The organism is Streptomyces sp. NBC_00414 (assembly GCF_036038375.1).
In the GTDB taxonomy this organism is placed as follows: Bacteria; Actinomycetota; Actinomycetes; order Streptomycetales; family Streptomycetaceae; genus Streptomyces.
Window position 1 is genome coordinate 2,142,572 of record NZ_CP107935.1, and the last position, 23,261, is coordinate 2,165,832.

Consider the following 23,261-nt stretch of genomic DNA (forward strand, 5'->3'; position numbering starts at 1 on the left):
TTGACGCACCCTACTTCGTTAGTTAACTTCCTAACGAACTCATGCGGTACTCGCCTGCCGCACTCCCCCGAAGCCCGTCCCGGGGCTTCCCTACTCGACCTGCTGTCCGTAGGCACGGTTCGCCCGCCGTCCGCTTCGCCTGCGCGCACCGCGTACCCGCGGCGCCGCGCATCGACGAAAGAGGCTCCGTGGCGGACTCCACGCCCGTCGCCGTCGGTATCGACGTGGGCGGCACGAAGACGCATCTGCGCGCCGTGGCCGGGGGCGACCCCGGCTCCGGGCGCGGCCCCGCTTTCGGGGGCGACCTCGACGCCGGGAGCGGCCCCGCTTTCGGGCGTGACCTCGATTCCGGGCACGACTATGACTCCGGGCGCGGCCACGGTTCCGGGCACGACTTCGACTCCGGGCGCGGCCCCGGCTCCGGGCCGAGGGCGGTCGCCGATCACGTGCGGAGGAGCAGTGGATGGAGGCCGCACGATCCGGCGTCCGCCGCCGCCTGGCTGGCCGCGCTGATCGACGACGTACTGCCCCGGGGCACCCGCCCGGCCGCGGTGGCCGTAGGCGGGCATGCTTGTGAGACGCCTCGCCAGTGCGAGGAGATCCGCTCCGCTCTCCACGCGCTCCTGCACGTGCCCTGCCGTGTCGTCGGCGACGCCGAACTCCTCGTGCCCGCGGCCGGACTGGCCAAGGGCGTCGGCCTCGTCGCCGGCACCGGCTCGGTCGCGGTGGGCCTGCTGCCCGACGGCACCGGGATCCAGGTGGGTGGCTGGGGCGCGGTGCTCGGCGACGAGGGCGGGTCGGCCGGTCTCGTACGCGAGGCGGTGCGGGCCCTGTGGGCGGCACACGACCGCGGTGAACCGCCGGACGCGCTCGCGGAGCGGCTGACCGCCGCGTTCGGGGTGTCCGAAGTACCCGCGCTGGGCGCGGCGTTGGAGAGCGCGACCGATGTCTCCGCGGAGTGGGGGCGCCATGCCCCCAGCGTGTTCGCGGCGGCCGAGGACGGCTCTTCGCTCGCCCGTACGGTGATCGCCGAGGGCGCCCGGGAACTGGCGCGGCTCGTCGTGCTGCTCGCCGGACGCGGAGTTCCCGTGGACGACGTGGTGGTGGCGGGCGGCGCGGTGCTCGGCCGGCCGGTGCTGTACGAGGCGTTCAAGGCCGCGCTCGCCGAGGCGTTGCCGTCGGCGCGGCCGAGGCCGTTGCGGGTGCCGCCCGTCGAGGGGGCCGTGGCACTGGCCCGCGCTCTGCTGTGAGGAACCGCGGCCGGTCGGCCGCACCATGACCGGCGCAACCGCCGTGACCGGTCCGACCGGCGTTCAACTCGCGTTCACCGCTCCGGGATCAGCTCACATGACCGGTACGGCCGAGTTCGTCCCGTCCGTTCGTCCCACCCGTTCGTCCCGCCCGTTGATCCGTTCCGTCACGACTCCAGCAGGACCAGAAGGAGAGGCACCTCCATGCCCGGTGCGCACCCCCGTCCCCCTATCGACCGGCGCGTGTTCCTGCGGAACTCCGTGGGTCTTTCGGCCGGACTGATCGCGGCTCCCGCGGGCATGGCCTGGCCCGCCACCGCGTCGGCGTCGGCGTCGGCGTCGGCCTCGGCGTCGGCGTCGGCCTCGGCATCCACGGCGTCGGCCGGCACGAACACGGCCGCCGCCTTCGTGGACGCGTACGCCACCAACGTCCTCGGCAACCTCACCTCCGAGACCAACGCGGCCGTGCACATCCTCGACGGCTTCGCGCGCGTCTGGAAGACGGGCGCGAGCTGGGACACCGGCACCCCGCTGATGCCCGAGGTCCTGCGCGCCAACATGCGGTACTGCGCCCGCGTCACCCGGCGCCGCACCGACGCCGAGGCCCGGACCGCCTTCGTCCAGGACCGCCAGCACCAGAGTTACGCGGTGATCGCGGGCCTGGGCCCGCTCGCCGACCTGTACCGGAGCGGGGCCAAGGCCGTCACCGGCATCACCTCGGCGCCGGACGGCGTACCGGCGGGCCGGATCAACGACACAATCCCGGCCGACGCTCCCGCGGGCTCCGCGCTGGGCGCCGGTTCGCACACCTCGGACCTCGGCAAGGTCGCCGAGCTGGTGGACACCGTGCGCGGCCCGTTCGCGTCGAGCAACCCGTCCAAACTCGCCTACCAGTACCCGCGCCCGTGGCGCATGAACGAGGACAGCGAGATCGTCGGCACGGGGCGGACCGACGAACTGGGCTTCCCCGTCTACGAGTCCGACGTCGTGGTGGTCCCGCAACTGCTGCGGCAGCGCGGCACCGACCCGGCCGACGACGGGGGCTTCACCAGCGGCCACACGAACGCCTTCTACCTCGCGGCGCTGTCCCTGGCGTACGCGGTCCCCGAGCGGTTCCAGGAGTTGGTGGCCCGCGCCTCCGAACTCGCCCACACCCGCATCGTGTCGGGCATGCACTCCACCGTCGACGTGGTGGGCGGCCGTGTCCTGTCGACGGCCCTCGCGGCGGCGGCGCTCGCCGATCCGGCGAACGCCGGTCTGAAGGCGGCGGCCCGGGCCCAGGCCGCCGCGTACTTCCAGGAGCGGACCGGCACCACCGCCGACACCCTCTACGACTACGCGCATGCGGCGGGCCCGGACACGGACCCGTACGCGGACCGCGCCGCCAACAGGGCAGCGGTCGGGCCCCGGTTGACATACGTGCTGCCCAAGCGGCACGCGCACGACCGCATGAGTGTGCCGAAGGGCGCCGAGGTCCTGCTGGAGACGCGACTGCCCTACCTCTCCGCGGCCCAGCGGCGCGAGGTGCTGCGGACGACCGCGCTGCCCGCCGGGTACGTCCTGCTGGACGGCTTCGAGAAGTGGGGGCGGCTGGACCTCTTCGCCGCCGCCGACGGGTACGGGGCCTTCGACGCCGACGTGCACGTCACGCTGGACGCCGCAGCCGGGGGCTTCGGCGCCGCCGACACCTGGCGCAACGACATCGGCGGCCGGGGCGCGCTCGTCAAGCGCGGCAGCGGCACGTTGGGCCTGGCCGGCGGCAACTCGTACGCCGGTGGCACCACGGTGGAGCGGGGCGTCCTCGCGACCGCCTCGGCCGACGCGCTCGGCCGTGGTGACGTACGCGTCAAGGGCGGTTCCCTGCGCGTGACTTCGCCTCTTCGGGTGCGGGGCTCGTACACCCAGGAGGCCGGTACGACGCTGGAGGTGACGCTCGCGGGCGACGGGGAGCCTGCGCTCACGGTGGATCGCCGCGTGCTGCTCGACCGGGCCGGGCGGCTCGTCGTACACCTCGACGGGTCGTACCGTCCGCGGAGGGGCACGGTCCTTCCGGTGATCGGGGCGCGGTCCTTGCGGGGGCGGTTCGCCGGGATCGCGGTGGACGGGTTCCGCGCCGAGGCCGTCTTCACCGCACGGGGGTTGTCCGTCCGCCTCACCTGACAGCTCCGCGAAACGCTCCGCGGGGTGGGTGTGTTTCGGCTGCGGGCCCGGTGGGGGCTGGCCGCGCAGTTCCCCGCGCCCCTGAAGGGCGGGGCTGCGCCCCGGCCCTCCGCGCCGCTGAAAGGCGGGCTGTGCCCCGGCCTTTCGTCTTCGGGGGCGGTAGCCCCTGCTTTTGAGGGGCGCGGGAAACTGCGCGAACGGCCCCCACCGGCCCGCAGCCGAAAAACTCCCCGCGAAGCAATGTCATGGCTCCCAGAGGCCGCCTCAGTGACCCTCCATGGCCCACGTCCGGCCCCCGTTGGGCAGCACCCCGGGCGCACTGGGAGCGATGGGCGCGGCCAGCCAGCCGGCGACCGCGGCGGCGATGGGCTGATCCGATTCGATCTGTATGAACCCGAACTGCCCCGACTGGTTGCACTCCAGGAACCACCACATCCCCTCGGCGTCCTCGGCGAAGTCGAAGGCCCCGAAGGCCAGTCCGGCCTCCCGGAGGTAGCTGCGCACCCCGGCGGCGACGGACGACGGCGTGTCCACCGCCTGCCACAGGGCGTCGGAGGCGGCGAACCGGACGTCCACCTCGTCGGGGTCGGCGTCCGGCGCGACCGTCTTGCGCGCGGCGAACATCCGGTCGCCGACACAGGTCAGCCTGATGTCGGCCCGCTTGACCACCCGCCGCTGGAGCAGGGTCGGGCCGAAGGCGACGGCCGCGAAGTCGGTGTCGGGTGCGACCCGGCTGGTGGGCACCGCCCTGGGCGGTTCCTGCGGGTGCGCGCCCGACACGGGCTTGACCACCAGATCCGGGAAGCGGTCCGCGAAGTCGCGGGCGGCCTGCGGGAACGTGGTGATCAGAGTGGCGGGTACGGGCAGACCGCAGCGCTGGGCCAGGGACAGCTGCCAGGGCTTGTGGCGGGCCCGGCGGGCCGCGTCGGGGTGGTTCATCCAGCGCGCGTCGGTGGAGCGCAGCATGCCGTAGAGCGCCTGCGCGGACTCCTCGGTCAGCCAGTCGGAGGGCTCGGCGGCGTTGCTCGCGGGCGCGCCGGGCCTGCGGACCCAGACGGACCGCAGGCCGCCCATGCTCACCAGCCGGCCGCCGGCGGACAGATGCCCGCGAAAGGCGCCGCGCACGTACTCGCCCGACAGGGCCACCGGGCCGGGAAGGTCCGCGGGATCGAGGCGGACGACCGGGACCGCGTCCCTGTCGAGCTCCGCCACCACCATGTCCGCGGTCACATCCTGTTCGCACGTCAGGATCAGAACCGTCATCGTCGGGGGTCCGAAATCAGTCGTCGAAGTGGGTCTTCGAGCCGGCGGTGGAGGTCGTGGACCCCAACTCCCGCAACACGGCGTAGTCATGTGCGGCAAGCCGCCCGTCCGGAAGCACGTTCAATTGCAGTCTGGAGTCATAGGCGTACGGAACGCTGACCTCCAACTGCTGGGCCGGACGGGCATAGTTGAGCGCGAACGGTCGCATCAGTTCTCCTTGCTCGGTGCGGACCCGGCCAAGCGGATCGTGACGCTCCGGCGTCACGTTACCCGGCGGGCCCACAGGGCTTCCACGGAGATATACGAATCGAACTGGAGAATGGTTGCCTCACGCTGCGTAGTCATCGGACGGGTACGGACCGTGACGTGAGCCGGCCGCGTCGTTCCTCCGTGCACAGGGCAGCCATTCACCTCTGGAGACGCGGGCCCGAGAGTTACGGATCCGACATGGAGCCGCAGTTCAGCGCACTGGCGCACACGTTCGCCGGTCGCGCGCCCCGCGCGCCGGTGAGGTCCTCAGGGACCCGTGGTGCTTGGGTGCGACAGCCCACGGGGCTTCGTACAGGTCCGGCCACGGCCGAGAAATTCATTCGGAGGAGACCTCCCTCACAGCTACTCTCGTAGCGCTTCCCGATCTCCACGCGCCATCGCCGCCCACTGCCGAAGTCCCTTTTCCGCCCCTTTCAGACCGTCAACCGGAGGCAGACATGGACCAGTTGCAGCAAGAAGTGGTTCCGGCGGAGGTCGGTCTGGACCCGGTGGCCCTGGACCGGCTCGACCGGTTCTTCGCCCGCCGCGTGGACGACGGCCTACTTCCCGGATACCTCGTTTCGGTGGCTCGTCACGGCCGTGTCGCGCATCTCACGTCGTACGGTCTGCGCGACCCGGAGGCCGGCACCGCGGTCACCTCGGACACGGTGTGGCGGCTCTACTCGATGACCAAGCCGGTGGTGTCCGTCGCCGCGCTGATGCTCCACGAGGAGGGCCTGCTCGGCCTGGACGATCCCGTCTCCCGCCATCTGCCGGACTTCGCCGACCCGCAGGTCTACGAGAGCGGCACGGGCGACGACATCAGGACCCGCCCGGCCGACGGGCCCGTCCTGGTCCGGCACCTGCTGACCCACACCGCGGGCCTGACCATCGGCGCGTACCGCACCCATCCCGTGGACGCCCTCTACCGGGCCGCCGGGGCCGACATCCAGGCGCCGGAGGGCGCGGATCTCGCCGAGGCCTGCGCGGTGTACGCGCGTCTGCCCCTGCAGTTCGAACCGGGGACCGAGTGGAACTACTCGATTGCGACCAACGTGGTCGGCCGGCTCATCGAGGTGGTGACGGGACGCCCGCTGGACGCGTTCCTCGCCGAGCGGGTCTTCGCGCCGCTGGGCATGACGGACACCGGCTTCCGGGTCTCCGGAGAGCGGGCGGACCTGCTGGCCGTCCTCTACCAGGAGGACCCGGAGGACAAGGACGGCAGGATCATCCCGGCCCCGGGCCCGCCGCTGCACGAGCGCCCGCGGCTGCTCTCCGGCACCGGCGGCCTGGTGGGGACGGCGGGCGACTACCACCGCTTCATGGAGTTCCTGCGCCGGCGCGGTGAACTCGACGGCGTCCGGCTGCTGTCCTCGGGGGCCGTGGACACCATGGCCACCAACCATCTCCCCGCCGACCTCCACACCTTCGGCACCAGGCCCATCCACGGGCAGCCCGGCAACGCGGGCCTCGGCTTCGGCCTCGGCGTCTCGGTCGTGGTGGACGCGACCCGCACGCCGTCCCCGGAGAGCGAGGGGTCCTACGGCTGGAGCGGCGCGGGCGGCACGACCTTCTGGGTCGACCCCCGCAACGACCTGACCGTGCAGTTCATGACCCAGGTGCGCCCCGCGGGAATGATGTCCTTCGACGAACTGAAGGGCTTCGTGCACGAGGCGCTCGGGGGCTGAGCCGGACGCGGTCGTCTACTCCCTCCGGAAGTCGACCCCCTCCCGGGCCAGTTCCGCCAGCCACTCCTCCGAGCGCTCCGCTGTCTCGGCCGCTCGGCTGAGGCCGGGCGGGAGGTCTCCGGCGAGGATCCGTCGTACACCGACCGCGAGCGTCCTGGAGACGCACCGCGCCATCGCGCTCTCCTCCGCGTCCCCCTCCATGTCCAGGAGGTAGCGTCCCGACCAGGTGCGTCCCCCGTCGGCCCGTACGTCGAGAGTCACCGCAAGGACCACCCGGTCCCGGTCGGTGTCCGTGGTGGGGTAGCGGGCCGCCAACTCCCGGGCCAGTTCGGCGATCCGGCGGTCGTCGCCCCGGCGGAGTTCCTCGAAGACCGGCTGCCAGGCGTCGAGCCAGCCGTCGAGGCGCAGGGTGCCGCGGACGAACGTCCGGGGCTTCCAGGCGGGCGGCACCCCGTACTGCCCGACGAACGGGACGCTGTCGCGGTTCGGGTAGACCTCGAAGGACTCACCGTCCACCACCTGGGGCCGGGTGACCTCCCAGGGGCGCGGGGCCGTCGTCTCCGCTCCGGCCTCGATGTAACGGGCGGGCGAGCGAAGGGCGCCGAGAACCCCCGCCGGAGCCCAGCTGAAGCGGTACCTGAAGTCGTTCGGGACGGCGGGGACGCCTCCGCAGTACGAGGTGAGGCTCACCTCGGCCTCGGTGTCCGCGCCGATCTCCGCACGGGCGCGGGCCAGCAGGCTGTGCGCGAAGAGGTGGTCGATGCCCGGGTCCAGGCCCGACTCCGTGAGGACCACGACCCCGGCCGCCACGGCCACCGGAACCTGGTCGAGCACGGCCTCGGAGACATAGCTGGAGCAGGCGAAATGGGCGCGGCCGTCCACACAGGCGGCGAGCAGTCCCGCGTGCTCGGGCGCCGGCAGCATGGAGACCACCACGTCTCCGGGGGCCAGCTCGGCGGTGAGGGCCGGAAAAGTGTACGCGCGCGGTTCGGCTCGGCCGGTGAGCCCCAGCGCCGCCAGGCTCCCTCCGGCCCGCTCCTCGGTGCGGTGCCACAGGCGTACGCGGTCGGCCGCTTCGCAGAGCGCGGCGAGTCCGCTGCCGGTGGACAGGCCCGCGCCGATCCAGTGGACGGTCCCGGAGGGCGGTACGAGGGCAGTCGCGGGCGCGGTCCTCTCAGGCATCGTCCGACTCCCCGTCCGTGGGACCACCCGCCGGGGCATCCGTCGGGGCGTCCGTCGAGGCATCCGTCGGGTTCAGAGCACGGCACGCCTCGGTGAAACGGTCCAGGCAGCGGACCCACGCCCCGCCCACCCCGAACTCCAGGAGCTGTGGTGTCAGCGCCGCCGAGAAGTCCGTACTCGCCTCCTCGGGCAGCAGGGACGGCAGGTTGTCGATGGCGATGAGATCGAGGGCGGGCCGTTCATGGAGGCGCCGTACGGGGTCGGCCCAGTCGGTGACCGTGTCGTAGACCGGCAGGACGTTGTACGGGGAGCCGACGTCGCAGGTCACGTCGCACACCGTGCGCAGCCGGCGGTCCGGCTCGTCCAGGTCCTTGTCGGTGAGGAAGGGGGTGGACGGTCCGGTGGTCAGGACCGTGTTGACCATCAACTCGTGCGCCAGCAGGGCCGGCCGGTCCAGGGCGCGGGTCTCGGCCAGGTCCCAGCCGGCGGGTTCGAGTCCGGCTTCGGCGAGCGCTGCCCGGGCGCCGCGTCCGGAGCGGCCCAGCGCTCCGATCACCAGCGAGGTGAACCGCTCGTCGCCGGGGGCCGGGTGGAGGCCGCCGTCCAGTTCCTCCTTCGACGTCGGCCGCAGGGGCGCCGTCAGCCTGCCCCGGTGGTGCAGGACGGCGAGGGCGGCGCCCACGTAGCCCGCCCAGTAGCCGAAGGCGGCGAGCCTGCGCCCGTCGGCGTCCACCAGGTACTCCAGGTCGAACAGTGTCCCGCCGCCCGCGACGAATCGGCGCAGCAGCGCCCCGGCGCCCGGCTGTGCCTTGTACGCGTGGCCGAAGAAGATGTGCCGGTGCCGCAACTCCCCCGGTCCGTCCGGCCCGTCGGGCAGTTCCTTGAGGCCCACGATCACCGCGTCCGTCGGAGCGTCCGTCCAGGAGCCCGCCTCGACGACTCGGCAGCCCACCGCCTCGTACGCCTCGGAGGGGAAGATCCGCTGCGGGGACTCCTCGACGGTGAGGGTCACGCCGGCCTCGACGAGCCGCCGGGCGTCGGACGGCACGACCGGGGTGCGCCGCTCGGTCGTACGGGTCTCGTGGCGCAGCCACAGGTGCGGCTCGGTCATACGAGGTTGACCTCCGGTCTCGGGGCGTCGGCGGCGAACCGTTCGGCACGCAGCGGGGTGATGTCGACGAAAGGATCTTGCCCCAGATACAGGTCACGGACGACCTCTCCGACGGCAGGACCCTGGAGGAAGCCGTGTCCGGAGAACCCGGTCGCGTACAGGAAGCGGGAGATCCGAGGGGCCTCGCCGATCAGGGCGTTGTGATCCGGGGTGATCTCGTACAGGCCCGCCCAGCCGCCCGTTCTGCGCAGGTCCAGCAGTGAGGGGGCGCGGTGCTCCATGGCCTCGTAGAGGCGGGGGATCCAGCGGTCGTGCGTCTCGGTGGCGAAGCCGGGCGTCTCCTCGGGGTCCGACATACCGACGAGGAGGCCGGGGCCCTCGGTGTGGAAGTACAGGCTGCTGCTGAAGTCGATGGTCATGGGGAGCCCCGGCGGGAGGTCCGGGACCGCTTCGGTGACGGCGATCTGGCGGCGCAGCGGCTCCACCGGCAGGTCCACGCCGGCCATCGCGCCGACGGCCCGCGACCAGGCACCGGCCGCGCAGACGACGGTGGAGGTGGCGATCCGGCCCAGGCGGGTGACGACGGCCGTGATGTCGTCGCCGCGTGTCTCGATGCCGGTGACCTCGCAGTGCCGGACGATCGTCGCGCCGTGGCGGCGGGCGGCGGCCGCGTATCCGTGCACCACGGCTTCGGGGGTGCAGTGGCCGTCGTCCGGGGAGAAGGCGGCGGCCAGCAGTCCGTCGGTGGTGATCAGCGGCGAAAGGCGGCGCGCCTCGGCCGGGTCGGTCATACGGCTGGGTACGCCGAGGCCGTTCTGCAGCCGGACCCCGGCCTCGAACGCCTCGACGTCCTCGGGCGTCGACAGCAGGAAGAGGTAGCCGACACGGTGCAGTCCGATGTCGTGGCCCGTCTCCTCCTCGAAGCGGGCGAACGCCTCCAGGCTCCGCGCGCCGAGCTGGATGTTGAGCTCGTCGGAGAACTGGGCGCGTACGCCTCCCGCGGCGCGTGAGGTGGACCCGGAGGCCAGCTCGTCCCGCTCGACCAGCACCACGTCGGGCACTCCCGCCCGCGCCAGGTGGTGGGCGACGCTCGTGCCCATCACCCCGCCGCCGATGACGACGACTTCCGCGTGCCCGGGCACGGCGGTCATGGGCGGGAGGTCCTGAGGTCTTCGGTCATCCCTCTTCCCTTCCCCCTTTCCGCACCGCTGTCACCACGTGCGGCGCGTCCGGGCGACCGCGTCCGGGCGACCGTGTCCGCGTGATCTCCCGGCCGCCGCGCGCCGCGCGGGAGGTCGGCGGCGCGCGGGGCGGCTACGGGCGGGGCAGGCCGGACGCGGGAGCGGACCGCTCAGACGCGGTGTCCCACCACGGCATCCAGGTGCGGCAGGTCGTGGTCCAGGCGCTCGCGCTTGGTGCGCAGATAGGTGATGTTGTCGTCGCAGGGCGGGATCAGCAGCGGCACCTGCGCGTCGACCCTGATGCCGTTGCGGACCAACGCCTCCCGCTTGCGCGGGTTGTTGGACATCAGCCGCACCGAACGGACCCCGAGGTCGTGCAGGATGTCCGCGCCCACGCCGTAGTCACGGGCGTCCACGGGCAGTCCGAGCGCGAGGTTCGCCTCGACCGTGTCGAGGCCCTCCGCCTGAAGCTTCATCGCCTTCAGCTTGGCCAGCAGACCGATGCCACGGCCCTCGTGCCCCCGGAGGTAGATCAGGACACCACGGCCCTCCGCCGCTATCTCCCGCAACGCGGTGGTGAGTTGGGGACCGCACTCGCAGTGCCGGGACCCGAACGCGTCACCGGTCAGGCACTCGGAGTGCAGCCGGGTGAGTATTCCCTCACCGCGGGCACTCCGGATGTCACCGTGGACCAGGGCCACTTGTTCGTCTCCGCGAGTACGGTCCAGGTAGCCGACGGCCTGGAAATCGCCGTACACAGTGGGCAGCGGGGAACTTACGACCCGCTCGACACCTGAGGACTGGGATTCCCCGGCGAGTACGCCATCTATTTCTGTCATGATTCTGGTTCCTAAGCAGAGACGAAAGGTCGCGAGAACATGGTCAATTCGGGCGGTTCGGAGATACGGCTCACGGCGTCAGGGCCATTGCCCACGGACACCACGGAGGACGTACGGACACGGGGCGCCGGTGTCGCCCGGCAGGTCGCCGTGCTCCCCGTGGGCAGCTTCGAGCAGCACGGTCGGTTTCTTCCGCTGTCGACCGACACGCTCGTCGCGTGTGCGATCGCCCGGGAGGTCGCTGCCGCATTCCCCGTTCATCTCCTTCCTCCGGTGACGATTTCCTGCTCCCACGAACACGCGGCCTGGCCGGGAACGGTGAGCATTTCCTCCGTGACACTCCATGCGGTGGTGCGGGACATAGCCGATTCGCTGCGCCGGTCGGGCGTGGACACACTCGTGGTGATCAATGGGCACGGCGGCAATTACGTGTTGGGCAACGTCGTTCAGGAATCCTCCGCGGCCGGTGCGAATATGGCTCTGTTCCCGGCGGTCGAGGACTGGGAAGCGGCACGGGAGGCGGCCGGGGTGGAGACCTCGCTGCTCACTGATATGCATGCGGGGGAAATCGAGACCTCCATTCTGCTGCACACCGATCCGGAATACCTCAAGCCCGGTTACGAGACCTCCGACTTCGTCGCCGACGACCGCCGGCATCTGCTCTCCCTCGGCATGTCGGCCTATACCAAGTCCGGTGTCATCGGGCGCCCTTCGAGGGCGTCCGCGGAGAAGGGGAAGGAACTGCTGGCCTCGCTCGCCGACTCCTTCGGAGCGTACTTCTCCCTGCTGACATCCGACCCCGACGGCCCCGACAACCCCAACGACTCCAGCGGCTCCAGCGGCTCCAGCAACGTCGACGCATCGCGCGTACCGCCGGTCGTTGATCCGCACTGAGCGTCCCCGTTCCCCTCGGCGCGGGCCGGGAGCCGCTCTCCCGGTGACCGCTCCCCCGCCGTCCGCTTCCCCGGTGACCGCGGCTGCGCGTCCGGGCCCGTCCCGGCCGCCGCGCCGCTCTCCCGCGGGCCGCGCAGTCCCACGTACCAGCGCGCCAGCAGTACGGCGACACCTGGCAGGCTCGCTGCGAAGCTGAGCACGCCGTAGACGACGGCCACGGTCAGGCCCTGGGACGCGCCCAGGCCCGCGGCGCCGAACGCCCAGGCGGTGACGCCCTCCCGGGGCCCCCAGCCGCCGACGTTCAGCGGCAGCCCCATGGCGATCAGGGCCAGCAGCGCGAGGGGCACCAACTCGGCGGCGGACGCCGTCGATCCGGCCACCCGGGCCGCGAGCAGGAACATCAGGACGTGCCCGGCGAGGACCAGTACGGACGAGATCACCACGCCCGGCCAGCTCCCGCGCGCCAGCAGTGCCCCGCGAGCCTCGGTGAGCGCGGACCGCACGGCACGGTAGCGACGGGAGGTGCGCGGCGCCCGGCCCCTGCCGCGGACGGCGCCCACCGTGACGGCTCCGCACACCGAGACGACGGCCAGCAGCGCCACGAGATGCCGGGTCTCCGACAGGACGGGCGAGGGCTGGGTGAGCAGCACGGCCGCACCGACCGCGGCCAGGACGGCCTGGCCCGCGACCCGTTCGAGGACGACCGCGCGCACTCCGCGGCCGACGTCGCCGGCGCTCTGACCGTGCCGCACCGCCCGGTGCACGTCGCCGAGGACGCCGCCCGGCAGTGCCGCGTTGAGGAACAGCGCGCGGTAGTAGTCCGCGACGGCCGCGCCGAGCGGCAGTTCGAGGCGCATGCCCCGGGCGACGACGCACCAGCGCCAGGCGCTGAACACCGTGGTGAGCAGGCCGATGCCGAGCGCCGCGAGGAGCGTGAGCGCGTCGATGCGGTGCAGGCCGTCCAGGAAGACGCCGGTGCCCAGGCGCCAGGTCAGCACCGTGAGGATGACGACACCGGCGATCGTGCCGAAGTGGGTGCGCAGGAGCCGGGCGCCGGAACGGGCGCGGACACGGCTCGCCCCGCCGCCGCTCGGGCGCTCGGGCTCACCGGGGCCCGCTTGGGTGTGGGACCGCTCCGTCGTCCCGTCCGCGTCGCCGGCGCGGACCGCCGCCGACAACTCCTCGTCCAGGACGGCCAGTGACCGCTCCTCCTGCGCCACGGCTCCCGCGCCCATCAGACTCCCCCGGCCGGACGGGCCAGCGCGAGCAGGTCGCTGTGGTGGACCACCGCGGTCAGCTCTCCCGCCGCGCAGGCCGCGAGACGCTCACGAAGATACGTCTCTGCCCGCTCGGCCAGTTCGGGGCGCTGCTCGACGGCCGCGCCGACCCAGCCGCGCAGCCACTCCGCCGTCAGCGCGGACTCGTCCGGGCCGAGGTGCCAGGCGCTGGGGTGCACCCGTACCGTCGCGCCGTGCCGGGAGAAGGCGTCGCAGGCCGTGCTGATCGCCTCCGGGCCGAGCAGGTCGCCGCGCCGCTGGTGGTCGTTGAACGCGTCGGCGATCTCGGCGTCCAGCGGGTGGGCCGGGGTCAGCTCGACCCGTCCCACCACCGAGAGGGTGAGGAGGGCTGGGCAGCCGGCTCCGGCACAGGCGGCGGCCAGTGCCTCGATCTCGTCGGCGTTGAGGACGTCGAGGAGTGCGGAGGCCGTCACCAGTGAGGCCCCGGCCAGGGCGTCGGCGGTCAGCCGGCCGACGTCGCCGCGCTGTGTCTCCACCGTCACCCGGCTGCCGTCGGCGGCCGAACGGGGCGAGCCGACGGCGGCGAAGTGCAGCAGATACGGGTCGCGGTCGTGCAGCACCCAGTGCTGGGGCCCGTCGAGCCGGGGCGCGAGCCAGCGCCCCATGGAGCCGGTGCCGCAGCCGAGGTCGTGGATGACGAACCCGTTGGCCCGCCGCGGCAGGTTGGCGAGCCGGATCCGCAGCGGATCGAGCAGCTCGGACGACCTGGCCGAGGCATCGACGCTCTCCCGCAGCTGCAGCCACTCGGGGGCGTAGCGGGTGGTGTCGTCGGTGGCCTCACCGCGGGTGCGGTCACCGAGCCGAATCGTTCCTGTGTCCCGTCCGGGCTCCCCCGCCCCGAAACCGGCAGCCGCCCCCTCGTCCGCCGCGCCCGCGCCCTCCGTCGGCGCCGCGCCCACGCTGGTGCTCGTACTGATGCCGCTCATGCCGCCCCCCTCCTTGCCTCGCTCTTCAGTCGCCCCATGACACCCGACAGACTCCGGGCCGTGGTGGCCCAGCCGCCGAGGGATGCCCGGCGGGCGCGCGCGGCGGCCTTGAGGCGCCGGCGTACGTCGGCCTCGCCGAACCAGCCGCGCAGTTCCGCGGCGAGGGCCGCGGGGTTCTCCGGCGGGACGAGCAGACCGGGGACCCCGCCGTCGGGCGCGCGCCCGACCGCCTCGGGGAGACCGCCGACGTCCGTGGCCAGCACGGGAATTCCGCGGGCCAGCGCCTCGGTGACGGCCATGCCGTACGTCTCGGCGTACGAGGTGAGGACCATCAGGTCGGCCGAGGCGTAGCTCGCGTCGAGTGCGGCACCGGACCGGGGCCCGGCGAGCTCCAGCCGGTCGCCGAGGCCGTGCCGGCCGATCAGGGCCCGCAGCTGCTCCACGTACTCGGGGTCGTGGTCGAGGCCGCCGACGAGGACGCAGGTCCAGGGCAGGTCGGTGACGGTGGCGAGGGCCTCGATGAGCCGGTGCTGCCCCTTGCGCGGGGTGACCGAGGCGACGCACAGCAGTCTGGAGACGCCGTCGGTGCCGGGGGCCAGGGGCGCGATGTCGGCGCCGGGGGTGGCCACATGGACGCGGTCGGGCGCGAGTCCGTGGTGGGCGACGAGCCTGCGGGCCGCCCACTCGCTGGTGGCCACGACGGCCGGCACGGCACGCAGGGTGTGGCGTTCCCGGGCGTCCAGGTCCGCGGCCACCTCGGGCGTGAGCCCGGTCTCGTCGCCGAGCGGGAGGTGCACGAGGACGACCAGCCGCAGCCGTTCGGCCTCCGGGATGATGATCTCGGGGACCGCGCAGGCGACTATCCCGTCGAGCAGTACGACGGTGCCGTCGGCCAGCTCCGCGAGGGTGCGGGCCAGTTCGTCACGGGCCTCGGCCGCGGGCCGGGGCCAGCTTCCGTCGATCGCGTGCTTGTGCACCTGCCAGCCGAAGCCGGGCAGATCGAGGCTGACGCGGGCGTCGTAGACGTTGCCGCCGCTCGGCATGGTGGAGTCGTTCACTCCGCCGGGCATCACGAAGTGCATGGCGCGCAGGGACATGGGGATGATGTCGGCGTACGGGTTCACAGGGCACGCTCGTAACTCGCCCAGGCGATGTGCGACTCGTGCAGGGTGACCGTGATGCCGGCCAGACCGCGGGCTCCTTCGCCCAGCGCCCCCTTCTCCACTCGCTCGGCGAGGCGGTCGGCGACGACCTTCGCCAGGAACTCCGTCGAGGTGTTGGTGTCGGCGAACACCGGCTCGTTGTCGAGGTTCCGGTAGTTCATCTCGGCCACCACCTCCCCGAGTTCCCTGGTGGCCAGTCCGATGTCGACGACGATGTTGTCGTCGTCCAGCTCGGCGCGGCGGAACGTGGCGTCCACGAGGAACGTCGCTCCGTGCAGTCGCTGCGCGGGTCCGAAGACCTCTCCGCGGAAGCTGTGGGCGATCATCAGGTGATCGCGGACGGTGATGCTGAACAACGGACGACCCTCCAGGTGCGGTGCGTCTGACCCCTCTGCCGGGGCGTGCCGTGTAGTACGGCCGGTCCGTTCTCCGTGTTCAGAGGGTTCGGGTCGGAGTTTCGGACACGTTCGCCCAGACAGGGTTGTCACAGGGACGCGTGGTGCGAACTTGATTACCGGCGTTGGATTTTGACTACTCGGTGTGCGGACGGGACCACTTGCGACGTGCAGGCGGAGCTTTCTGTCAGTCCCGGACCGAGTCGACGTCGTACCGCACGAGGTGGCACATCGCCGTCGTCTCGCCCGTGCTGAGCCCGGCCATCGCCTCGGGCAGGTCCTCGAAGGCGCATTCACCCGTGATGAGGGCGTCGAAGGCGGGATCCGCGAGGAGTTCGAGGGAGAGCGCGAGCCGGTCGGCGTACGTGCGGCGCGAACTCCTGGCCGGTGAGACGGACCCGACCTGGCTGCTGCGGATGGTGAGGCGGCGCGAGTGGAACGCCTCGCCGAGCGGCAGGGTGACCTTCCGGTCGCCGTACCAGCTCAGTTCGAGGACGGTGCCCTCCGGGGCGAGGAGTTCGAGCGCGCGGGAGAGCCCGGCCTCGGTGGCGCTCGCGTGGACCACGAGGTCGCGGTCGCCCGCCGCGTCCTCGGGAAGCGCGAACCCGATGCCCAGCGCGCGGGCGAGTTCGGCGCGCGCCGGGTTGGCGTCGACCAGTTGGACGCGGGCGGCGGGATACCGGGCCAGGAGCGCGGCGACGCTCGCGCCGACCATGCCCGCGCCGACCACGGAGATCCGGTCGCCGATCAGGGGGGCCGCGTCCCAGAGGGCGTTGACGGCGGTCTCCACGGTGCCGGCGAGCACGGCGCGCGAGGCGGGCACGTTCTCGGGCACGGGGGTGACGGCGCTCGCGGGGACGACGTACCGGCTCTGGTGCGGGTAGAGGCAGAAGACGGTCCGGCCGACGAGTTCGGCGGGCCCCTCCTCGACGGTTCCGACGTTCAGGTAGCCGTACTTGACGGGCCCGGGGAAGTCGCCCTCCTGGAACGGGGCCCGCATGGCGGCGTACTGGCTCTCCGGGACCCCGCCGCGGAAGACGAGCGTCTCCGTTCCACGGCTCACCCCTGAGAAGAGTGTGCGCACCAGAACCTCGCCCTCGGCGGGTTCGGGCAGGTGGGTGTCCCGGAGTTCGCCACGGCCGGGCGAGCGGAGCCAGAAGGCGCGGGCGGAGCGGTCCATTCGGCATCCTCCTGAGTAATTCATGTGAATCGGCTGAGGGAACGGGCTGAACGATCGGGCGACGAGCCACGTACCGACCTTTGCGAAGCCGCGCACAAGGTACGCGGCAATGATCGACTCTGTCACCTGGCCGGAGGATGTGCGGTGGCCCTGAACAACACGTATGACGCGAGGCTCTTGCAGCAGGAGACGGCCGTGGGAGCGGGCGTACAGCTACTGCTGTTGACCGTGCTCGGCACGGCGATCGGCCTGGGCCCCGCGGGCTGGCTCACCGGGCTGGCGTTCGGACTCGCGACCTGGGCGGTGCTCTCACGCGCCCTGCACCGGTCGCGGCCCCGCTCCTTCGGGGCCGCCAACCGCGTGACGCTGGGCCGGGCGACCCTCGTCGGCGGGGTGACCGCCCTGGTCGCCGACTCCTTCCAGAGCCCGCCGCCGGTCACGGTCCTGGTCGCGCTCACCGCGGTCGCCCTGATCCTCGACGCGGTCGACGGGAAGGTCGCCCGCCGCACCGGTTCCTCCACGGCACTGGGGGCGCGCTTCGACATGGAGGTCGACGCGTTCCTCATCCTGGTGCTCAGCGTGTACGTCGCCGCGTCGGTGGGCCCGTGGGCCCTCCTCATCGGCGGTATGCGCTACGCCTTCGTGGCGGCCGCCAAGTTCCTGCCCTGGCTGAACAACGCGCTCCCGCCGAGCACCGCCCGCAAGACGGTGGCGGCCCTCCAGGGAGTCCTGCTGCTCCTCGCGGGCTCGGGAATCCTCCCGTACGCCCTGACGTTCGGGGTGGTCGCCCTGGCGCTGGCCCTGCTGACCTGGTCGTTCGGCCGGGACATCGGCTGGCTGTGGCGCACGCGCGGCTCCGCCGGGCGCGAGATCGTACTGGCCGGGCCGGACCGCCTCCGCGAGACGGCGACCGTGGGCGCGCCGTAGGGCCGGACGGTCCCGCGGTGGGCCTGGCCGGGGTGTGCTGAGGCGTCGTCGGCCCGGTGCTCGGGCCTCGTGCGGTTCTTTCCACACCCTCACGACTTCCTGACATCCGTTCTCCGCGCCGGCCCCGTGCACAGCGGAGAATCCATACATCACACGGGCCCGGCCCGGTCCGCCCTGGCGCTGCTCTCCGCCTCGGTCTGCCTGCCGGCCGGCTGCGGCAGCGGGGCGTCGGACGCGAACGACCCCGCCGGTGAGCCGGCGAAGACCCCGGTGCGGGGCGGCGGGGCCCCGGCTGGATCTGCACGCCGCCGACGGGCAGGAGCACGTCCCGGTCACCGTCGGTGGCCGCGTCTCGGTCGAAGGGGGCACGATCGCCGAAGTGTCCCTGTCCACCGCGAACGGCAGGGCGGTGGCGGGCGAACGGTCCCCGGACAGGAGGAGCCGGGCTCCCTCGGGTGACCTGAAGCACGGGACGGCCTACCGGCTGACCGCCGTGGCCACCGATGGCGGCGGCCACCGCACGACCGGGCGCGTGACGTTCAGGACCCTCGCCGAGGCCGACCGGTTCACCGTCACCACACTCCGCGGAACGGCTCCACCGCAGGGGTGGGGATGCCGCTCTCGATCACCTTCGACAAGTCGATCACCGACAGGAAGGCCGTCGAGTCGGCCGTCGAGGTCGGTACCGACAGCGGACAGACCGTCGTGGGCCACTGGTTCGACGGGCCCGGATCCGGGCCGAACACGGCCCGTGGGACCGGAGGAACCGGTCCCTCGAACGGTGACGGCCGGTACCGCCGCAGGCCACAGCCCGTGAGGGCGTCGAGCAGCGGCGGGTGCGGTGGGAATCAGGCGGCGATCTTGTCCAGCCGGGCGATCTCCTCGTCCGGCAGGACGAGATCCGCCGCCGCGATGTTCTCGCGCAGGTGCGCCCGCGAGGACGTGCCGGGGATGAGGACGATCGTCGCCGAGCGCTGCAGCAGCCAGGCCAGAGCCACCTGCTGGGGCGAGGCACCCAGCCGGGCGGCGACGTCGGTCAGGATCTCCGACTGCAGCGGAGTGAAGCCGCCGAGCGGGAAGAACGGCGCGAAGGCGATCCCCTCCGCCGCGCACCGCTCGACGAGGGCGTCGTCCTGGCGGTTGGCGAGGTTGTAGAGGTTCTGCACGGTGACGACGGGCGCGATGGCCTGCGCCTCGGTCAGCTGGGCGGCCGAGACGGAGCTGACTCCGAGATGGCGGATCAGGCCCTGCTCCCGCAGCTCCGCCAGCGCGCCGAACTGCTCGCTCAGCGGCTCCTCGTCCGTGCCCTCGGCGGAACCGACCCGCAGGTTCACCACGTCGAGCGCCTCCACGCCGAGGTGCTGGAGGTTCTCCCGGACCTGGGCCTTGAGGTCCTCGGGCTCCCGGGCGAAGATCCAGGCGCCGTCGTCGCCCCGGCGGGCGCCGACCTTGGTGACGATGCGCAGGTCGTCGGGGTAGGGGTGCAGGGCCTCCTTGATGATCTCGTTGACGACGAACGGTCCGTAGAAGTCGCTGGTGTCGATGTGCGTGATGCCCCGCTCGACGGCCTCCCGCAGCACCGCGACCGCCTCGTCCCGGTCCTTGGGCGGCCCGAACGCGTTGGGGCCCGCCAGCTGCATGGCTCCGTACCCCATGCGTGTGAGGGTCAGATCGTCGGCCGGGGTGAGGGTGTCGCCGGAGACAGTGCCGGTCACGTCCGTCATGGTGTGCCTCTCGCTGTGTTTCTGATGCGTGTTTCCGATGCGTGTTTCCGATGCGTGTTTCTGATGCGTGTTTCTGATGCTTCTTCCGGAAGGACCGGAAAGCCTGACAAGCCCGGAAGGCTTCGTTCTTCTTCGACTCTGCGCCGGGCCGGGCGCGCAAGGCAGTACCCCGTTGTTCCTGGTAGTGACAGGGACAGTCACCGGAGCCGGGACGGAACTACGGTGGAGGGATGAACGGCACGAACGTCCTCGGAGAGTTCCTGCGCGCCCGCCGGGCACTGGTGCGGCCCCAGGACGCCGGAATCCGCGGCGGCGGCCTGCGGCGCGTCCCCGGTCTGCGCCGCGAGGAGGTCGCGATGCTCTCCGGCATCAGCGCCGACTACTACCTGCGCCTGGAGCAGGGCCGCGACCGCAACCCCTCGCTCCAGGTCCTCGAAGCCCTGGCCGACGTCCTGAATCTGGACGCCGACGCCACGGCCCATCTGATCGGCCTGGCCCAGCCCCGGCTCTCCCAGGCCCGTAAGGCGGGCTCCGGCACGGGTCGCGGACGGGCCGCGCAAAAGCCCCAGCCCGTACCGCCCGACATCCTTCAGCTGTTGGACGGATGGTCGAACAACCCCGCCTACGTCGAGAACAAGTTCACCGACGTGCTGGCCGCCAACGCGCTGGCCATGGCCCTGTCCCCGAACCACGCCCCCGGCAGCAACATCATGCGGGCCGTCCTCCTCGACGAGACCGAGCAGAAGCTGCGGCGGGACTGGGACGAGCTGACGGAGGCGGGGGTCGCCGCCCTGCGCGCCAACGTCGGGCCCGACGTCGACGATCCCCGTCTGGTGGAGCTCGTGGGCGAGCTGTCCGTACGCAGTGAACGGTTCCGGCAGCTGTGGGGCCGGCACGACGTACAGCCCAAGCAGTCACGTCTCCTGCGGCTGCGGCACCCCAAGGTCGGCGACTTCGAGCTGCACGCCAGCAAGCTGGGCATCGTCGGATCGGACGGCCTGGTCCTCAAGGTCTTCCAGGCCGCACCGGGCAGCCGGGACGCCGAACTGCTCGCCATCCTGGGGTCCTTGACGGCGTCCGGCGAGGACCGGGACCCGACCGGCTCGGAGCACCGCCAGACCGTCGAGGACCAGTGACGCCCGGCGCCCCGGCATCGGAGACGTGGTCGGCCGCCATCCGAACCCGAACGTGGTCGGCCACCACCCCGGAACCGGAAACAGGGCACCGGCCGCCGCCCGGCCCCCGTGAGGGCCCGGGCGGCTGCCGGTCCGCGATCACGTCAGCCGCGTACACCGGGAGTGACGGGGGCGACGGGGGCGACGGTCTCCTGGTCCGCGCCCACCGGGTCCTGGTCGCCCGAGGCGCGGGGAACGCCGGACATACGGCGCACGTGCTGGACCGGGACGAGCAGCGCGGCCAGCGCCGCGGCCAGGCAGAGCAGGGCGAGCAGGGTGAATCCGTGGGTGTAGCCGGAGGCCTCGGGCAGACCCGAGGACTGCAGGTGGCCGGTCACCAGGACGCTGGTCACCGCGGCCCCGATGGACCCGCCGATGGTGCGGATGTTGGCGTTCATACCGGTCGCGGCCCCGGTCTGCTCGGCCGGGACGCTGCCCACGATCAGGTTGGCCATCGAGGCGAACGCGAGGCCGATACCCAGGCCGAACACGCCTGACACGAAGGCCACCTGCCACTGCTCGTCGTGCCACAGGGCGAGGAATCCACAGGCGACCGCGCCGAGCGCGGCACCCGTCGTGAGCAGCTTCTTGGCGCCCACCACCGGTTCCAGCCGGCCGCTCAGGATGCCCGAGAAGAACATGGCGACCAGCATCGGCAGCATGAGCAGCCCGGACGCGGTGACGCTCGCGCCGAACCCGTACCCGGCGGAGCTGGGCGTCTGGACGAAGGCGGGCAGGAAGGACCAGATCGAGTACATGCCCGCGCCGAACAGCAGCGCGGCGGTGTTGGTGGTCCACACGGCAGGCAGCCGCATGACCTTCAGGTCGATCAGCGGCGAGCGGGAGCGCGCCTCGGAGAGCAGCCACAGGACGAAGAGGACGACCGCGGCGGCGAACAGGGCGATCACCCGGGCCGAGCCCCAGCCCCACCGGGTCGCCTGGCTGAGCGGCAGCAGCAGGGCGACCAGCCATGCCGACAGCAGGACCGCGCCGAGCCAGTTCACCCGGCCCTCGGCACGCCTGGGCGACTCGGGGACGTACCGGAGGGCGATGAGGGCGGTCACCGCCACGACTGCGACAGGCAGCCAGAACAGCCACCGGTAGTCGAGCGCGGTCACGATGGGACCGGCCGCGACCATGCCGACACCGCCGCCCGCGGCGATCACGGCGGACAGGTTGCTGATGCTGGGGCTCACCCGGGCCGGGGCGAACTCGTCCCGGATGATGCCGAAGGACAGCGGGAACAGGGCCCCGCCTATGCCCTGGACGACCCGGGCGACGATCAGTACGCCGATGGTCGGGGCGAGCGCGGCGATCAGACAGCCGATCATCACGGTCACGAGAACCGCGACGAGGGTGCGCTTCTTGCCGATCAGGTCGCCGACCCGGCCGAGGATCGGCGTGAAGACCGAGGCGGACAGCAGATACGCCGTCATCACCCAGGTCGCGGTCGACTGCGAGGTGTGCAGTTCGTGCTGGACGGTCGGCAGGGCCGGCGCGATCAGCGACTGGAGCATGGAGAAGACGCCCGCACCGGTCGCGAGGACCGCGAAGGTGAGGCGGGTGGACTTGCGGGGCATGGAAAGCCTCTCCGAACTGGTGCGGCCGAGGCCCGGACCGCGGTCGTACGGGTTCTGCGCATGCCGGGGCAGCACAGGACACGGCGGTGATCGTGGGACGGGGCCCTGTTCGAGCGCGGCCGAGCGGCGGCGGGGAGCAGGGGAAGGTCGCGGAAGGTATCAGGGAGTGACAGGAGGTGACGGGGGGCCGGGCGGTGCGCTCGGCGCCGGGCCCGGACGGAGACGGGGTGGCGTCCGCCTTCGGCGCGTGCGGCCGCACGTGTCCCCGGTGGACGCACCCCGCACTGCTAAAGTGGAGGTACCCCTCCACTGTAGCGGAGGCATACCTCCGCTTCAACCCGCTCCGCCCCGGGAGGCAGCAGTGACCGCCCAGTCATTCCCCGTCAGCGAGATCGTCGCGTCCCGGCGGCCGCACCGGAAGGACGCGGCGCGCAACTACGACGCCCTGCTCACCGCGGCCCGCGACGCCTTCGCGGAGCAGGGCGCCGAGGCCTCCCTGGAGGACATCGCCCGTCGCGCGGGCGTCGGCATCGGCACGCTGTACCGGAACTTCCCCACCCGCAGACACCTCTTCGAGAGCCTCTACGCGGACGAGGTCGACGCCCTGTGCCAGGTCGCCGAGGAGGTCTCCGGGCTCGAACCGTGGGAGGCGCTGACGACGTGGCTGGACCGGTTCGCCGGCTACATGGTCACCAAGCGGGCCGTGCGCGAGGCCCTGAACGACGAGTCGCAGATCTTCGCCGCCTGCCGCGACTCGATGTACGCGGCCGGCACTCCGCTGTTCGAGCGGGCCCAGCGGGCCGGTGAGGCACGTACGGACATGACCTTCGTCGACCTGCTGCGCATGGTCGCGGGCATCACCGCGACGACCTTCGACGACGACACCCAGCGCGACCGGGTCATGTCCATCGCCCTGGACGGCGTACGCGTCAACCGCTGACCGGTCCCGCCACCCACTGACCCGTCCGCGGTCCGCCCCACCTGTCCGCAGCCTGCTCACGGAGGAACCCCGGCCGGCCCTCCTCCCTGCGGAGGATGCCTTCACGGAGGAGGTGGCCGGGAACCGTTCCTCCCCA

The 23,261-nt window shown here is 72.4% G+C and carries 19 protein-coding genes and 2 pseudogenes; 8 read left to right on the top strand and 13 right to left on the bottom strand.

Annotation, left to right across the window (positions count from 1 at the left end; translation table 11 throughout):
- Positions 1-188 precede the first annotated feature (188 nt).
- Together OHS59_RS09235 and OHS59_RS09240 are read left to right on the top strand one after the other, a co-directional pair.
- Positions 189-1,250 carry an N-acetylglucosamine kinase gene (locus tag OHS59_RS09235; protein ID WP_328492896.1) on the top strand — a complete coding sequence of 354 codons (1,062 nt, stop codon included), beginning with the start codon at positions 189-191 and terminating at the stop codon, positions 1,248-1,250.
- A 204-nt stretch (positions 1,251-1,454) separates the two neighbouring features.
- Positions 1,455-3,410 (top strand): phosphatase PAP2 family protein, encoded by a 1,956-nt coding sequence (locus tag OHS59_RS09240; protein WP_328492897.1) that lies wholly within the window; start codon positions 1,455-1,457, stop codon positions 3,408-3,410.
- 264 nt (positions 3,411-3,674) lie between these two features.
- Here the strand turns inward: OHS59_RS09240 and tgmB are convergent, their stop codons facing one another.
- Together tgmB and tgmA are read right to left on the bottom strand one after the other, a co-directional pair.
- Positions 3,675-4,673, bottom strand: coding sequence for an ATP-grasp ribosomal peptide maturase (gene tgmB, locus OHS59_RS09245; protein WP_328492898.1), 999 nt, complete (start codon positions 4,671-4,673; stop codon positions 3,675-3,677).
- A 16-nt stretch (positions 4,674-4,689) separates the two neighbouring features.
- Positions 4,690-4,881, bottom strand: a complete 192-nt coding sequence (gene tgmA / locus OHS59_RS09250) for a putative ATP-grasp-modified RiPP (protein WP_055514111.1) — start codon at positions 4,879-4,881, stop codon at positions 4,690-4,692.
- Positions 4,882-5,380: 499 nt separating this feature from the next.
- Between tgmA and OHS59_RS09255 the strand changes: the two genes are divergently transcribed.
- On the top strand, positions 5,381-6,610 hold the full coding sequence (locus OHS59_RS09255; protein ID WP_328492899.1) for a serine hydrolase domain-containing protein: 1,230 nt from the start codon (positions 5,381-5,383) through the stop codon (positions 6,608-6,610).
- 15 nt (positions 6,611-6,625) lie between these two features.
- On the opposite strand, the gene OHS59_RS09260 is transcribed toward OHS59_RS09255, so the two are convergent.
- The 4 genes from OHS59_RS09260 to ribA form a co-directional block, all read right to left on the bottom strand.
- Positions 6,626-7,792 carry a saccharopine dehydrogenase family protein gene (locus OHS59_RS09260; protein ID WP_328492900.1) on the bottom strand — a complete coding sequence of 389 codons (1,167 nt, stop codon included), beginning with the start codon at positions 7,790-7,792 and terminating at the stop codon, positions 6,626-6,628.
- A complete protein-coding gene (locus OHS59_RS09265; protein WP_328492901.1) occupies positions 7,785-8,903 on the bottom strand; it encodes a saccharopine dehydrogenase in 1,119 nt (372 codons plus the stop codon). Before OHS59_RS09265 ends, OHS59_RS09260 begins: the two co-directional genes overlap by 8 nt.
- Positions 8,900-10,054: an NAD(P)/FAD-dependent oxidoreductase gene (locus tag OHS59_RS09270; protein ID WP_328492902.1), complete on the bottom strand. Its 1,155-nt coding sequence runs from the start codon at positions 10,052-10,054 to the stop codon at positions 8,900-8,902. The genes OHS59_RS09265 and OHS59_RS09270 overlap by 4 nt, the downstream gene beginning before the upstream one ends.
- Before the next feature lie 200 nt (positions 10,055-10,254).
- Complete coding sequence (ribA, locus tag OHS59_RS09275; protein ID WP_328492903.1) at positions 10,255-10,923, bottom strand: GTP cyclohydrolase II; 669 nt, start codon at positions 10,921-10,923, stop codon at positions 10,255-10,257.
- 39 nt (positions 10,924-10,962) lie between these two features.
- Between ribA and OHS59_RS09280 the strand changes: the two genes are divergently transcribed.
- Positions 10,963-11,817 carry a creatininase family protein gene (locus OHS59_RS09280; protein ID WP_328492904.1) on the top strand — a complete coding sequence of 285 codons (855 nt, stop codon included), beginning with the start codon at positions 10,963-10,965 and terminating at the stop codon, positions 11,815-11,817.
- A 236-nt stretch (positions 11,818-12,053) separates the two neighbouring features.
- Here OHS59_RS09280 and OHS59_RS09285 read toward each other — a convergent pair.
- From OHS59_RS09285 to OHS59_RS09305, 5 genes and pseudogenes are all read right to left on the bottom strand, one after another.
- A pseudogene (locus tag OHS59_RS09285) lies at positions 12,054-13,052 on the bottom strand (lysylphosphatidylglycerol synthase transmembrane domain-containing protein); the annotation flags it as partial.
- Complete coding sequence (locus tag OHS59_RS09290) at positions 13,052-14,041, bottom strand: class I SAM-dependent methyltransferase (protein WP_328492905.1); 990 nt, start codon at positions 14,039-14,041, stop codon at positions 13,052-13,054. The gene OHS59_RS09290 and the pseudogene OHS59_RS09285, both read right to left, overlap by 1 nt.
- Positions 14,038-15,138 carry a glycosyltransferase family 4 protein gene (locus tag OHS59_RS09295; protein WP_328499138.1) on the bottom strand — a complete coding sequence of 367 codons (1,101 nt, stop codon included), beginning with the start codon at positions 15,136-15,138 and terminating at the stop codon, positions 14,038-14,040. The genes OHS59_RS09290 and OHS59_RS09295 overlap by 4 nt, the downstream gene beginning before the upstream one ends.
- 23 nt (positions 15,139-15,161) lie before the next feature.
- A complete protein-coding gene (locus OHS59_RS09300; RefSeq protein ID WP_055513514.1) occupies positions 15,162-15,560 on the bottom strand; it encodes a 6-pyruvoyl trahydropterin synthase family protein in 399 nt (132 codons plus the stop codon).
- A gap of 226 nt (positions 15,561-15,786) precedes the next feature.
- Positions 15,787-16,779, bottom strand: coding sequence for a zinc-dependent alcohol dehydrogenase (locus OHS59_RS09305; RefSeq protein WP_328492906.1), 993 nt, complete (start codon positions 16,777-16,779; stop codon positions 15,787-15,789).
- Positions 16,780-16,923: 144 nt separating this feature from the next.
- Here OHS59_RS09305 and OHS59_RS09310 point away from each other — a divergent pair, with 144 nt between their 5' ends.
- Both OHS59_RS09310 and OHS59_RS09315 read left to right on the top strand, forming a co-directional pair.
- Positions 16,924-17,706, top strand: a complete 783-nt coding sequence (locus OHS59_RS09310) for a CDP-alcohol phosphatidyltransferase family protein (protein WP_328492907.1) — start codon at positions 16,924-16,926, stop codon at positions 17,704-17,706.
- 379 nt (positions 17,707-18,085) lie between these two features.
- A pseudogene (locus OHS59_RS09315) lies at positions 18,086-18,369 on the top strand (Ig-like domain-containing protein); the annotation flags it as partial.
- Between the two features lie 185 nt (positions 18,370-18,554).
- Here OHS59_RS09315 and OHS59_RS09320 read toward each other — a convergent pair.
- Complete coding sequence (locus tag OHS59_RS09320; RefSeq protein ID WP_328492908.1) at positions 18,555-19,430, bottom strand: oxidoreductase; 876 nt, start codon at positions 19,428-19,430, stop codon at positions 18,555-18,557.
- Positions 19,431-19,660: 230 nt separating this feature from the next.
- On the opposite strand from OHS59_RS09320, the gene OHS59_RS09325 reads away from it, so the two are divergent.
- Positions 19,661-20,566, top strand: a complete 906-nt coding sequence (locus tag OHS59_RS09325; protein WP_328492909.1) for a helix-turn-helix domain-containing protein — start codon at positions 19,661-19,663, stop codon at positions 20,564-20,566.
- Between the two features lie 143 nt (positions 20,567-20,709).
- Here the strand turns inward: OHS59_RS09325 and OHS59_RS09330 are convergent, their stop codons facing one another.
- Positions 20,710-22,185 (bottom strand): MFS transporter, encoded by a 1,476-nt coding sequence (locus OHS59_RS09330; protein WP_328492910.1) that lies wholly within the window; start codon positions 22,183-22,185, stop codon positions 20,710-20,712.
- Positions 22,186-22,546: 361 nt separating this feature from the next.
- On the opposite strand from OHS59_RS09330, the gene OHS59_RS09335 reads away from it, so the two are divergent.
- On the top strand, positions 22,547-23,125 hold the full coding sequence (locus OHS59_RS09335; RefSeq protein WP_328492911.1) for a TetR/AcrR family transcriptional regulator: 579 nt from the start codon (positions 22,547-22,549) through the stop codon (positions 23,123-23,125).
- Positions 23,126-23,261 lie beyond the last annotated feature (136 nt).

Coding starts and splice junctions, on each gene's coding strand:
- OHS59_RS09240 (WP_328492897.1), top strand. CDS start 1,455: ATGCCCGGTGCGCACCCCCGTCCCCCTATCGACCGGCGCGTGTTCCTG.
- tgmB (WP_328492898.1), bottom strand. CDS start 4,673: ATGACGGTTCTGATCCTGACGTGCGAACAGGATGTGACCGCGGACATG.
- tgmA (WP_055514111.1), bottom strand. CDS start 4,881: ATGCGACCGTTCGCGCTCAACTATGCCCGTCCGGCCCAGCAGTTGGAG.
- OHS59_RS09255 (WP_328492899.1), top strand. CDS start 5,381: ATGGACCAGTTGCAGCAAGAAGTGGTTCCGGCGGAGGTCGGTCTGGAC.
- OHS59_RS09260 (WP_328492900.1), bottom strand. CDS start 7,792: ATGCCTGAGAGGACCGCGCCCGCGACTGCCCTCGTACCGCCCTCCGGG.
- OHS59_RS09265 (WP_328492901.1), bottom strand. CDS start 8,903: ATGACCGAGCCGCACCTGTGGCTGCGCCACGAGACCCGTACGACCGAG.
- OHS59_RS09270 (WP_328492902.1), bottom strand. CDS start 10,054: ATGACCGCCGTGCCCGGGCACGCGGAAGTCGTCGTCATCGGCGGCGGG.
- ribA (WP_328492903.1), bottom strand. CDS start 10,923: ATGACAGAAATAGATGGCGTACTCGCCGGGGAATCCCAGTCCTCAGGT.
- OHS59_RS09280 (WP_328492904.1), top strand. CDS start 10,963: ATGGTCAATTCGGGCGGTTCGGAGATACGGCTCACGGCGTCAGGGCCA.
- OHS59_RS09290 (WP_328492905.1), bottom strand. CDS start 14,041: ATGAGCGGCATCAGTACGAGCACCAGCGTGGGCGCGGCGCCGACGGAG.
- OHS59_RS09295 (WP_328499138.1), bottom strand. CDS start 15,138: ATGTCCCTGCGCGCCATGCACTTCGTGATGCCCGGCGGAGTGAACGAC.
- OHS59_RS09305 (WP_328492906.1), bottom strand. CDS start 16,779: ATGGACCGCTCCGCCCGCGCCTTCTGGCTCCGCTCGCCCGGCCGTGGC.
- OHS59_RS09320 (WP_328492908.1), bottom strand. CDS start 19,430: ATGACGGACGTGACCGGCACTGTCTCCGGCGACACCCTCACCCCGGCC.
- OHS59_RS09325 (WP_328492909.1), top strand. CDS start 19,661: ATGAACGGCACGAACGTCCTCGGAGAGTTCCTGCGCGCCCGCCGGGCA.
- OHS59_RS09330 (WP_328492910.1), bottom strand. CDS start 22,185: ATGCCCCGCAAGTCCACCCGCCTCACCTTCGCGGTCCTCGCGACCGGT.